The 10,263-nt window shown below is 65.1% G+C and carries 10 protein-coding genes and 1 tRNA gene; 8 read left to right on the top strand and 3 right to left on the bottom strand.

What is annotated here, in order from left to right:
• Positions 1–158 precede the first annotated feature (158 nt).
• Positions 159–243: transfer RNA gene (locus tag APY03_RS18175), tRNA-Leu, on the bottom strand.
• A gap of 51 nt (positions 244–294) precedes the next feature.
• On the opposite strand from APY03_RS18175, the gene cysM reads away from it, so the two are divergent.
• The 4 genes from cysM (at position 295) to APY03_RS18155 (ending at position 3,207) form a co-directional block, all read left to right on the top strand.
• Positions 295–1,197: a cysteine synthase CysM gene (gene cysM / locus APY03_RS18170; RefSeq protein WP_068678745.1), complete on the top strand. Its 903-nt coding sequence runs from the start codon at positions 295–297 to the stop codon at positions 1,195–1,197.
• 64 nt (positions 1,198–1,261) lie between these two features.
• Positions 1,262–1,819 carry an NUDIX hydrolase gene (locus APY03_RS18165; protein WP_068678741.1) on the top strand — a complete coding sequence of 186 codons (558 nt, stop codon included), beginning with the start codon at positions 1,262–1,264 and terminating at the stop codon, positions 1,817–1,819.
• Between the two features lie 28 nt (positions 1,820–1,847).
• Positions 1,848–2,075: a sulfurtransferase TusA family protein gene (locus APY03_RS18160; protein WP_068678739.1), complete on the top strand. Its 228-nt coding sequence runs from the start codon at positions 1,848–1,850 to the stop codon at positions 2,073–2,075.
• Positions 2,076–2,088: 13 nt separating this feature from the next.
• A complete protein-coding gene (locus APY03_RS18155) occupies positions 2,089–3,207 on the top strand; it encodes an SGNH/GDSL hydrolase family protein (protein ID WP_068678737.1) in 1,119 nt (372 codons plus the stop codon).
• Here the strand turns inward: APY03_RS18155 and galU are convergent.
• Positions 3,188–4,078 carry a UTP--glucose-1-phosphate uridylyltransferase GalU gene (gene galU, locus APY03_RS18150; RefSeq protein WP_068678735.1) on the bottom strand — a complete coding sequence of 297 codons (891 nt, stop codon included), beginning with the start codon at positions 4,076–4,078 and terminating at the stop codon, positions 3,188–3,190. The genes APY03_RS18155 and galU overlap by 20 nt on opposite strands.
• A gap of 88 nt (positions 4,079–4,166) precedes the next feature.
• Positions 4,167–7,037, bottom strand: a complete 2,871-nt coding sequence (locus tag APY03_RS18145; RefSeq protein ID WP_102905274.1) for a valine--tRNA ligase — start codon at positions 7,035–7,037, stop codon at positions 4,167–4,169.
• A 229-nt stretch (positions 7,038–7,266) separates the two neighbouring features.
• Here APY03_RS18145 and yaaA point away from each other — a divergent pair, with 229 nt between their 5' ends.
• The 4 genes from yaaA to queF are packed head-to-tail and all read left to right on the top strand — an operon-like array spanning position 7,267 to position 10,159.
• A complete protein-coding gene (gene yaaA / locus APY03_RS18140) occupies positions 7,267–8,052 on the top strand; it encodes a peroxide stress protein YaaA (protein ID WP_068678731.1) in 786 nt (261 codons plus the stop codon).
• Positions 8,049–8,891 carry a 2OG-Fe(II) oxygenase gene (locus APY03_RS18135; RefSeq protein WP_083944449.1) on the top strand — a complete coding sequence of 281 codons (843 nt, stop codon included), beginning with the start codon at positions 8,049–8,051 and terminating at the stop codon, positions 8,889–8,891. The genes yaaA and APY03_RS18135 overlap by 4 nt, the downstream gene beginning before the upstream one ends.
• A gap of 37 nt (positions 8,892–8,928) precedes the next feature.
• Positions 8,929–9,324, top strand: coding sequence for an alpha/beta fold hydrolase (locus APY03_RS18130; protein WP_443082828.1), 396 nt, complete (start codon positions 8,929–8,931; stop codon positions 9,322–9,324).
• Positions 9,302–10,159, top strand: coding sequence for an NADPH-dependent 7-cyano-7-deazaguanine reductase QueF (gene queF, locus APY03_RS18125; RefSeq protein ID WP_068678730.1), 858 nt, complete (start codon positions 9,302–9,304; stop codon positions 10,157–10,159). Before APY03_RS18130 ends, queF begins: the two co-directional genes overlap by 23 nt.
• Positions 10,160–10,263: the final 104 nt, after the last annotated feature.

The raw sequence follows: 10,263 nt of genomic DNA, 5'->3' as shown, positions 1-10,263 counted from the left end.
GGCGGTGGTGGCGGGAGCCGCAGCGGCGGCGGTGGCTACGGCGGCGGTGGCCGCGGCGGCTACTGAGCGCCTGTCGGCATCAGCAAAAAAGGCTCCCTCGGGAGCCTTTTTCAATCGCGTTCCCGGGCCAAGCGATGTAAGCAGTGCTGCGTTGTCGATGGTGCCCGGGGCCGGAATCGAACCGGCACGCCTTGCGGCGGGGGATTTTGAGTCCCCTGCGTCTACCAATTTCACCACCCGGGCAGGGGAAGGAACAGAGCTCAAAATTATGGCACAGTGCCTGCCATGGCAAATGTGAACTACCCGACGATCGAGGACGCGATCGGCAAGACGCCGCTGATCGCACTGCAGCGCATCGATGCAGCCGAGAACTCGAAGCGCGGCAACGTGGTCCTGGGCAAGCTTGAAGGCAACAACCCCGCCGGGTCTGTCAAGGACCGGCCGGCGCTCTCGATGATCAAGCGTGCCGAGGAACGCGGTGAGATCAAGCCCGGGGACACGCTGATCGAGGCCACTTCAGGCAACACCGGCATTGCGCTAGCGATGGCCGCAGCCATCAAGGGCTATCGCATGGTGCTGATCATGCCGGAAGACCTCTCGGTCGAGCGTGCCCAGACGATGAAGGCTTTTGGCGCCGAGCTGGTGCTCACGCCCAAGAGCGGCGGCATGGAATACGCGCGCGACCTCGCCGAGCAGATGGTGGCGCAGGGCAAGGGCCGGGTGCTCGACCAGTTCGCCAACCCCGACAATCCGCGCATCCATTACGAGACCACCGGGCCCGAGATCTGGACCGACACCGGCGGGCGCATCACGCATTTCGTGAGCGCGATGGGCACCACCGGCACCATCACCGGTGTCTCGCATTTCCTGAAAGAGAAGAACCCCGCTGTGCGCATCATCGGTGCGCAGCCCGAGGAGGGCTCGCGCATCCCGGGCATCCGCAAGTGGCCCGAGCAGTACCTCCCCAAGATCTACGAGCCCAGCCGCGTCGATCAACTGGTCTACGTGAGCCAGGATCACGCCGAGGAGATGTGTCGGCGGCTGGCGCGCGAGGAGGGCATCTTCGCGGGTATCTCGTCAGCCGGGGCGCTGTGGGTGGCGCTCGAGGTTGCGAAGAAGGTAGAGAACGCGACGATCGTCTTCGTGGTCTGCGACCGCGGAGATCGCTATCTCTCCACTGGCGTCTTCCCGGCATGAGCCGCACCGCCGCTCCCAATGCGAGTACCGCGGTGCGAAGCGCCGAGGTGATCCGATAAGCACGATGAACGATCCCAAGTTCTGCTCGGCTTGCGCCACGCCCCTCGCCCACATTGAGCTGGCCGAGGACGGAGGCCCAAGGTCGCGCCTGCGCTGCCCGGCGTGCGGGTGGACCCATTGGAACAACCCGACGCCGGTGCTGGCCGCGATCGTCGAATATCGCGGCCAGGTGCTGCTGGCGCGCAACGCCGCTTGGGCGCACAAGATGTATGCGCTGATCACCGGCTTCATGGAGGCTGGCGAGACGCCGCAGGAAGGTATCGCACGCGAGATCAAGGAAGAGACCAACCTCGACACCAGCTCTCTTGATCTGGTCGGCGTCTACGATTTCAAGCGCATGAACCAGGTGATCATCGCCTACCATGCAGTGGCTGAAGGCGAGGTGCGGCTTTCGCCCGAACTGGTCGACTACCGGCTGTACGACCTGGCCGCTTTGCGTTGCTGGCCGGCGGGCACCGGCTACGCGCTGGCCGATTGGCTGCGAACACGTGGGCACGAGCCGCAGTTCGTCGAATGGCCAAGGCCCCTGACGCCCGCGCCAGACGTGACGGCTGCGTCCTAAATTCCGGCAGCCCGGCAGAAGGAACACTATGGACATCCACAAAGAAATCGACACGCGCGGACTCAACTGCCCCCTGCCCATTCTGAAGGCGAAGAAGTCGCTCAACGAGATGCAGAGCGGGCAACTGCTCAAGGTGATCTCCACCGACCCCGGTTCGATGCGCGATTTCCAGGCCTTCGCCCGCCAGACCGGCAACGACCTGGTCGATCAGCAGACGGTGGGCGACGACTTCATCCACGTCCTGCGTCGCCGCTGAGGGTGGTTCCGCCGTGAAGCGCAGCGCCCGCTTCGCCGCCGGTGGCTTGGCGTTGGCCCTGGCGGTCGGGGCGCTCGTGCTGGCCTTGTGGAGCGATGGCATGCCGCACAACACCCCTGCGCGTTCCGACCCGGCGTCCGACACGATCCCTCTCGCGGTGCTGGGCGATTCGAACAGCCACTCTTACCAGGACAACGCCTGGTTTCCCGCGGCCAGTAACGAACGCGGCGGCGCCTTTCGTTCGCGCACCTTTCAATGGACCGAAGTTCTGGCGCGCCTGCGCGGCCAACAGCTCGATCTCGGCCCCTGGATGCGCTGGGGCCGCCCGGGGGTGGTCGCGCTGGCGCGCGAATGGATGGGCCTGCCGGGAGGCCGTGCGCCGCGCAAGGAGGACTATCTCTACAACTTCGCCAACTCCGGCGCCGCCTGCAAGAATCTGATGCAAGGGCGCTTCCGGCAGGTGCCGCGGCTGGTCGCGCTGATGGATGAGGAGCCCGCGCGCTGGAGGCGCGGGGTGGTGGTGATCCGCATCGGCCTCAATAACTGGGCGGGCCTGCTGGATCTGCAGGCGAGCGATCCTGGCGCGCCGGAATTGCGCAAGGTCATGGCCTACTGCGCCGGCGAGATCGGTGCGGCGGTCCGGCGGATCCACGCTTCGCATCCGGCCACCCGCGTCCTGCTGGTGGGCATCGGCAACGAAGCGGACGATCCTGCGAACTTCGACCGCTGGCAGTCGGCGAACGAGTCTCGCAACATCGGAGTCGCGCTCGAGGCCTTCAATGCCTCCATCCGTCGCCTGACCGAGGGTGATGCACGCCTAGCCTTTTTCGACGACGTGGCTTGGTTCCGGGCCCATTGGGGCTCGCGCAATGCAGAGGGCAAGCCGGACTACAAGACGGTGGAGATGGGCCTGGCGCTGCGTGTGACGAACTCCATCGGGGACGATCCGCACAACTCTGTCCTCGCGGACCTGCACCCGGGCCTGGTATGGAACGCGCTGTGGGCACAGGCGCTGGTGGCTCGCCTGCGCGAAGCCTTCGATCTGCCGCTCGCGCCTATCGAGGACGAGGAGTTGCGCCGTTTCCTCGAGCCGCTGATGGCAGCGGCGCCTGCTAAAGCTCCAGGGTCTTGAGGTAAGCGCGGAACTGGGCGCCGACTTCCGGGTGCGCGAGCGCGAGCTCGACGCTGGCTTGCAGGAAACCTTCCTTGCTGCCGCAGTCGTAGCGCACGCCCTGGTATGAATAGGCGTAGACGGCTTCCTTCTTCATCAGCGAGGCGATGCCGTCCGTCAGCTGGATCTCTCCGCCGGCGCCCTTGGGCTGGCTGCGAATTTCGTCGAACACGCCCGGCGTCAGGATGTAGCGGCCCGCCACGCCCAGCCGCGAGGGCGCATCCTCTGGCTTGGGCTTTTCGACCATGCGATTGACCTTGACCAGGCCTTCCTCGACCGCGTCGCCGGCCACGATGCCGTAGCGTTTGACCTGCTCCAGCGGGACTTCCTGCACCGCCAGCACCGAGCCCCCCAGCCTGGCGAAGGCGCGCGTCATTTGCGCCAGCACGGGCTCGCCGCCCTCGGGGCCCACCATCAGGTCGTCCGCTAGCAGCACAGCGAAAGGTTCGTCGCCGACCAGGTGCTCGGCGCACAGCACGGCGTGGCCCAGGCCCAGCATGCGCGGCTGGCGCACATATGAGCAGGTCATGTCGTCCGGCATCACCGATTGGGCGATCTTGAGCAGCTCCAGCTTGTTGCTGGCCTCGAGCTGACTCTCCAGCTCGTAGGCGGTGTCGTAGTGGTCCTCGATCGCGCGCTTGTTGCGGCCGGTTACGAAGATCATGTCGCGGATGCCGGCAGCGTAAGCCTCTTCGACGGCGTACTGGATCAGCGGCTTGTCCACCACCGGCAGCATTTCCTTGGGTTGTGCCTTGGTGGCCGGCAGGAATCGGGTGCCGAAGCCGGCGACGGGGAACACGGCCTTGCGGATGCGCTTGGTGGAAGTGGACATGGGCTTAGCGTTTGGTCGGTGAATCGGACGAGGGCGGCGCTCGGCAGCGCCAGACTCGAATACTAAAGCTCTCCGTATCCAGCAGGTGTCAGCCGAGGCGCACAAGCTGGTCGCGCAGCCGCTCCAGGGTGGCGCTGAAGTCCGCCAATCGCTTGCGCTCCTGCTCGATCACTGCGGCCGGCGCCTTGGCGACGAAGGCTTCGTTGCCAAGCTTGGCGTTGACCTTGGTGATCTCGCCCTCGATGCGTGCGATCTCCTTGCCAATGCGTGCCCTTTCCGCCGCCTTGTCGATGTCCATGTGCAGGCACAGCCGCACATCGCCCACCACGGCGACCGGGGCCGCCTCGGCCGCTGCGGCCCAGCTCGCCTCGTCGTCGAAGACCTTGACGTCCTTGAGCTTGGCCAGCGCCTGCAGCACCGGCGCGGCCTCGCGCAGGAAGGCGTTGCCATCCGCGGCGTCGGCCACGGCATAGAGTGGCAGGCGCATGGCGGGCGAGACGTTCATTTCGCCACGCAATGTGCGGCAGGCATCGACGAGCGATTTGAGCCGTGCGACATGAGCCTCGGCGGCCTCGTCGATCTTCTCGGGCTGGCTTTGCGGATACGGTGCAATCATCACGGACTCGCCGTGGCGGCCGGCCACGGGTGCCACTTTTTGCCAGAGCTCCTCGGTGATGAAAGGGATCAGCGGATGCGCGAGGCGCAGCAGCGCCTCGAGCGTCCGGATCAGCGTGCGGCGGGTGGCGCGCTGCTGCGCGGGTTCGCCCTGCTGGATCTGGACCTTGGCGATTTCGAGATACCAGTCGCAGAACTCGTCCCACGCGAACTGATAGATCGCGTTGGCGACGTTGTCGAGCCTGTATTCCTCGAAGCCCTTGGCGACTTCAGTCTCGACGCGCTGCAGCTGCGAGGCGATCCAGCGGTCGGCCTGGCTGAACTTGAGGTAGCCGTGGGCCGGACCGCCCGGAGCGCATTCCTCCTTGGTGTGCTCGCGCAGACCGCAGTCCTGGCCTTCGCAATTCATCAGCGCGAAACGCGTCGCGTTCCACAGCTTGTTGCAGAAGTTGCGATAGCCCTCGCAGCGCTTGGGGTCGAAATTGATGTTGCGGCCCAGCGAGGCGAGCGACGCGAAGGTGAAGCGCAGCGCGTCGGCGCCGAAGGCGGGGATGCCTTCGGGGAATTCCTTCTGCGTGTTCTTGCGCACGGCCGGCGCGGTCTCTGGGCGCCGCAGGCCCTGGGTGCGCTTCTCCAGCAGCTCCGGCAGTGCGATGCCGTCGATGAGATCCACCGGGTCGAGCACATTGCCCTCGGACTTGCTCATCTTGTGGCCGTGCGAATCGCGAACCAGCCCGTGAATGTAGACATGCCTGAAGGGGACACGACCGGTGAAGTGCTTCGTCATCATGATCATCCGGGCGACCCAGAAGAAGATGATGTCGTAGCCGGTGACCAGGACGCTCGAGGGCAGGTACAGGTCGTAGTCCTGCGTCTTCTCGGGCCAACCGAGCGAGGAGAATGGCACAAGGGCCGAGGAGTACCAGGTGTCGAGCACGTCCTCGTCGCGCACCAGCGTCTTGCCGGGCGCCTGGGCCTGGGCCTCGGCTTCGCTGCGCGCGACGTACAACTTGCCTTCGGCGTCGTACCAGGCGGGGATCTGGTGGCCCCACCAGAGCTGCCGCGAGATGGTCCAGTCCTGGATGTTTGCCATCCAGTGGTTGTAGGTGTTGACCCAGTTCTCGGGCACGAAGCTCACTTCTCCCGAGCGCACGGCGTCGATGGCTTTCTGCGCGATCGACTGGCCGTTGGCGTCAGGCTTGGTCATGGCGACGAACCATTGGTCTGTCAGCATCGGCTCGACCACGGCGCCGGTGCGCGCGCAGCGCGGGACCATGAGCTTGTGCTGCTTGGTCTCGACCAGCATGCCAAGGGCCTTGAGATCGGCCACCACTGACGTGCGAGCGTCGAAGCGATCGAGGCCGCGGTACTTCTCGGGCGCGTTGTCGTTGATGGTGGCGTCCAGCGTCAGCACGCCGATGACCGGCAGGCCATGGCGCTGGCCTACTGCATAGTCGTTGTGGTCGTGCGCGGGCGTGACCTTGACCACGCCGGTGCCGAATTCCTTGTCGACATAGCTGTCGGCGATCACCGGGATCAGGCGGTCGACCAGCGGCAGCTTCACCTTGCGGCCGATCAGCGCCTTGTATCGCTCGTCTTCCGGGTGGACCATGACTGCAACGTCGCCCAGCATGGTTTCAGGGCGAGTGGTCGCGACGGTCAGCGATCCGGCGCCGTCCTCGAGCGGATAGGTGATATGCCAGAGGAAGCCGTCCTCCTCCTCGCTCTCGACCTCGAGGTCGCTCACCGCGGTCTTGAGCACCGGATCCCAGTTGACCAGCCGCTTGCCGCGGTAGATGAGGCCTTCCTCGTAAAGTCGCACGAAGGTGTCGGTCACCACGGTCGAGAGCTTCTCGTCCATCGTGAAATACTCGCGGCTCCAGTCCACCGTATCGCCCAGTCGGCGCATCTGGTTGGTGATGGTATTGCCCGACTTCTGCTTCCACTCCCACACGCGTGCCACGAAGTTCTTGCGGCCCAGGTCGTGGCGGCTGATCTTCTGTTCCTGCAACTGGCGCTCGACCACGATCTGGGTCGCGATGCCCGCGTGGTCGGTTCCCGGCACCCACAGCGTGTTGTCGCCCTTCATGCGGTGGTAGCGCGTCAGGCTGTCCATGATCGTCTGGTTGAACGCATGGCCCATATGCAGTGTGCCTGTGACATTCGGCGGCGGCAGCTGGATCGCGAAGGACGCTGCGCCCTCCTTGGGCTGGCCCGTACCGCGCGCGCCTGCTCTCGCGTAGCCGCGCCGCTCCCACTCGGGGCCCCAGTGCGCCTCGAGGGCGGCGGGTTCGAAGGATTTGGACAGGCTCTCGAGGCCGGGCTGAGACAAGGTGTCGCTCATGGGGTGCAAAGACGGAAACGGCATCCAGCAGGATGCCGTTCGGGTGGGTTGGGGAAGCCCAGGATTTTATTCGAGCGCGGCCAGCGGCGGAGTTCAGGCACGCCTGCTCGGAGCGACTGGGCTCCAGACGTAGCCGTTGCCTTGCGCGCGACGCAGGCACCGGCGGCGGCAAGAATGGCTCCAACTCCCTTCGCACCGCCTCGCTTCGGCGCCGCCGGATAATTCGCGGATGCTGTTTTTGCTCTCCCCGGCCAAGTCGCTCGATTACGAAACCCCTGTGCCCGGCACCCTCCCTGCCACCCAGCCGCACTTCGAGGGGCCCCGAGGCCCCGCGGCAGAACTCATCAAGATCCTGCGCGGGAAGTCGCCGCAGCAAGTTGCCGAGCTCATGCACCTGTCCGACAAACTTTCGGCGCTCAACGTGACGCGTTACGCGGCCTGGGCGTCCAGGGGCACGGCCCACAATGCGAAGCAGGCGGCGCTGGCCTTCGATGGCGATGTCTACGGCGGGCTCGACGCAAAGACGCTGAGCGCGGCACAGCTCGGATGGGCGCAGGAGCATATCTGCATCCTGAGCGGTCTCTATGGCGTGCTGCGTCCGCTGGACCGGCTCCAGCCTTATCGGCTCGAGATGGGCACGCAGTTGGCCAACAGGCACGGCAAGGATCTCTACGCCTTCTGGAACGCGCGCATTGCCGAATACCTCAACCAGCGGCTGGCGGGGGATCGCACGCCGGTGGTGATCAACCTGGCCTCGCAGGAATATTTCAGGTCGGTCGACCTGAAGGTGCTGGAGGCGCGTGTCGTGGAGTGCGTGTTCGAGGAATGGAAGAACGGCAAGTTCAAGGTCATCAGCTTCTTCGCCAAGCGCGCCCGCGGCATGATGGCGCGTTGGGCCGTGCTGCACAAGGCCTCCACGCCCAGGGCGCTGGAGAAGTTCGATCTCGAAGGATATATCTTCGACGCGCAGGCCTCGGCGCCGGAGCGTTTCGTATTTCGAAGGAGATCAGCGTGACGAGTCAAGCCATCAGTCCCGAACTGCGGGAATGGGTTGTCACCCAGCTCGCTGCTGGGCATTCCATCTCCAGCCTGCGCGCCTCGATGCGCGATGCGGGCTGGCATGCCGATGCAGCGGACGCGGCCCTCTCAGAGGTCGAAGCTCAGACTGCAGGGCTCGCAACCACCCCTGTGGCGCGGGCCTCAATGCCGGGGCCGGATCTATCTAACGCGCCGCTGTACATTGATGCGGGCGATCGCCGCGTCCAGGTACTCCAGACGCTGCGCCATCCCCGGGTAGTCGTGTTTGGCGACCTGCTGTCGGACGACGAATGCGAGGGCCTGATCCAGACGGCGCGGCAGCGGCTCGCGCGGTCCCTCACCGTGGAGACTCAGACAGGCGGCGAAGCACTCAACGTCGATCGCACCAGCGACGGCATGTTCTTCGAGCGTGGAGAGAATCCTATCGTCGCGCGCCTGGAGCAGCGCATCGCGTTGCTTCTGCGTTGGCCGCTGGAGTTCGGCGAGGGCCTGCAGGTCCTGCGCTACTCGCCTGGCGCTCAATACCGGCCGCACTACGACTATTTCGACCCTGGCGAGCCCGGCACTCCCACCATCCTGCGCCGTGGCGGCCAGCGCGTGGCCACGCTGGTCATGTACCTGCAGGAGCCCGGACTCGGCGGTGCGACCACCTTTCCCGATGTGGGGCTCGAAGTCGCGCCCAAACGTGGCACCGGCGTCTTCTTTAGTTATGAGCGGCCGGATCCGGCAACGCACACTTTGCATGGGGGTGCCCCAGTGCTGGAGGGTGAGAAATGGGTGGCGACCAAGTGGTTGCGCGAGCGCGAGTTTCGCTAGAGGCACTGCGTCTGCCTTCAAGAGGCTGGCCAACGTCATGAAACTCGCAGCCAACTGCATCCAGATCGAGGTCGAGGACAGCGGTGGCGAAGGCCGACCGGCGGTGCTCCTGATCATGGGCCTGGGCATGCAGCTCATCGCCTGGCCCGACGAATTTGTGCGGACTCTGGTTGACGCCGGTTTCCGGGTCGTGCGCCACGACAACCGGGATATCGGCCTGAGCCAGGGCTTCGACCACGCCGGCGCGGGCAACCTGGCCTGGCAGAGCGTCCGGCATCGCCTGGGCCTGCCGGTCCATTCGGTCTATTCGCTCCAGGACATGGCCGACGATGCGCTCGGGGTGCTCCACCGGTGTGCGATATCCTGCTGCAACACATCATTCCCTTTATGCAGACCGCCGAGAAGCGTGTATGAGCCTCGACAACACACCTGAGCAATCGCAGTTGGGGCGAGCCTCGGCCTACGTCGATCGCTACGAGCCTGGCCTTCTGTTTCCGATTCCGCGCGCCACGCAGCGCGAAGCTATGGGCATCGCGAGCCAGCCGCTGCCCTTCTTCGGTGCGGATCTCTGGACAGCCTTCGAGCTCAGCTGGCTCAACCCCCGCGGCAAGCCGCAGCTAGCGATCGCGCACTTCACGGTGCCTTGCGAGACGCCCAACATCGTCGAGAGCAAGTCCTTCAAGCTTTATCTCAACAGCTTCAACAGCACGGTCTTTGCGGACGTCGACGCCGTGCGTGAGCGCCTGCGCGTCGACCTGGGTGAGGCGTTGTGGCGAGGCAGCGATCGGACCGCCGGCATCGGAGTAAAGCTGCTTGCGCCCGATTTGTTCGGTCGCGAACAGGTGAACGAGCTCGATGGCCTCGATCTCGATCGCCTTGACATCGAGTGCACGCACTACGAGCCCGCGCCGGAGTTGCTGTCCAGCGATGCGACGCAGGGACCGGTCACGGAAACGCTCTGCAGTCGCCTTCTCAAGAGCAACTGCCTGGTGACCGGGCAGCCAGATTGGGGCAGCGTCCAAGTCCGTTATAGCGGGCCACCAATCGAACAGGCAGGCCTGTTGGCCTACATCGTGAGCTTCCGCAATCACAATGAATTTCATGAGCCCTGCGCCGAGCGCATGTTCTTGGACATCTGGCGCCGCTGCCAACCGACTAAACTGGCTGTCTATGCACGCTACACCCGGCGCGGCGGTCTGGATATCAATCCATTTCGCGCCAGCTGGCCGCAGGCCCTGCCGCCGAATACCAGGACGGCGCGGCAGTAGGAGGGTTGAGCGTTACGTTGGGGTGGACTCGAAATGTTGAACTCGATTGCGGATTGGGCAAATCCTGTGTCATAATCGAAGGCTCCGCTGAGATGCTGGTTGCT

This window comes from Variovorax sp. WDL1, from assembly GCF_001541225.1.
GTDB lineage: Bacteria > Pseudomonadota > Gammaproteobacteria > Burkholderiales > Burkholderiaceae_C > Variovorax.
The sequence above is the reverse complement of the archived record's forward strand: the minus strand, read 5'-3'. Positions and strand labels throughout refer to the sequence as shown.

Coding starts and splice junctions, on each gene's coding strand:
- yaaA (WP_068678731.1), top strand. CDS start 7,267: ATGCTGTTTTTGCTCTCCCCGGCCAAGTCGCTCGATTACGAAACCCCT.
- galU (WP_068678735.1), bottom strand. CDS start 4,078: ATGTCCACTTCCACCAAGCGCATCCGCAAGGCCGTGTTCCCCGTCGCC.
- APY03_RS18165 (WP_068678741.1), top strand. CDS start 1,262: ATGAACGATCCCAAGTTCTGCTCGGCTTGCGCCACGCCCCTCGCCCAC.
- APY03_RS18145 (WP_102905274.1), bottom strand. CDS start 7,037: ATGAGCGACACCTTGTCTCAGCCCGGCCTCGAGAGCCTGTCCAAATCC.
- APY03_RS18160 (WP_068678739.1), top strand. CDS start 1,848: ATGGACATCCACAAAGAAATCGACACGCGCGGACTCAACTGCCCCCTG.
- queF (WP_068678730.1), top strand. CDS start 9,302: ATGAGCCTCGACAACACACCTGAGCAATCGCAGTTGGGGCGAGCCTCG.
- APY03_RS18130 (WP_443082828.1), top strand. CDS start 8,929: ATGAAACTCGCAGCCAACTGCATCCAGATCGAGGTCGAGGACAGCGGT.